Origin of the sequence: Psychrobacter sp. 16-MNA-CIBAN-0192 (assembly GCF_040309565.1) — a bacterium.
Classification (GTDB): Bacteria; Pseudomonadota; Gammaproteobacteria; order Pseudomonadales; family Moraxellaceae; genus Psychrobacter.
In genome coordinates this window covers 1-253 of the sequence record NZ_JBEOOX010000498.1, presented here as the reverse complement: position 1 = coordinate 253, position 253 = coordinate 1, and the positions used below count along the sequence as shown (strand labels likewise).

The window sequence follows — 253 nt, the reverse complement described above, 5'->3', positions numbered from 1 at the left end:
CCTTAATACCATTGCTAAGGCATTGTTGTTCAAATTGTTCAAGGTAATCCGCTAAGTGGCTCAAGGTATGAAGTTTAAGTTGTGAGCCTAGCAGCCTTAATTGTTCCCATTCGGGTATACTGCCCGCGGCGCGATCACGTTTTTCACGTAATGCCCAAAGGGCTTTAGAATGCCAATCGACACGGGTTTCATCGCGGCAAAAAATTTCAGCTTTATGGGCATGCACCTTTGAACCGGATGCAGAATATAATTC

1 protein-coding gene is annotated in these 253 nt (G+C 44.7%); it reads right to left on the bottom strand.

Annotation, left to right across the window (positions count from 1 at the left end; all coding sequences use genetic code 11):
* A partial coding sequence (locus tag AAEY78_RS14115; RefSeq protein ID WP_352340024.1) for a hypothetical protein occupies positions 1-253 on the bottom strand: 253 nt, incomplete at both ends.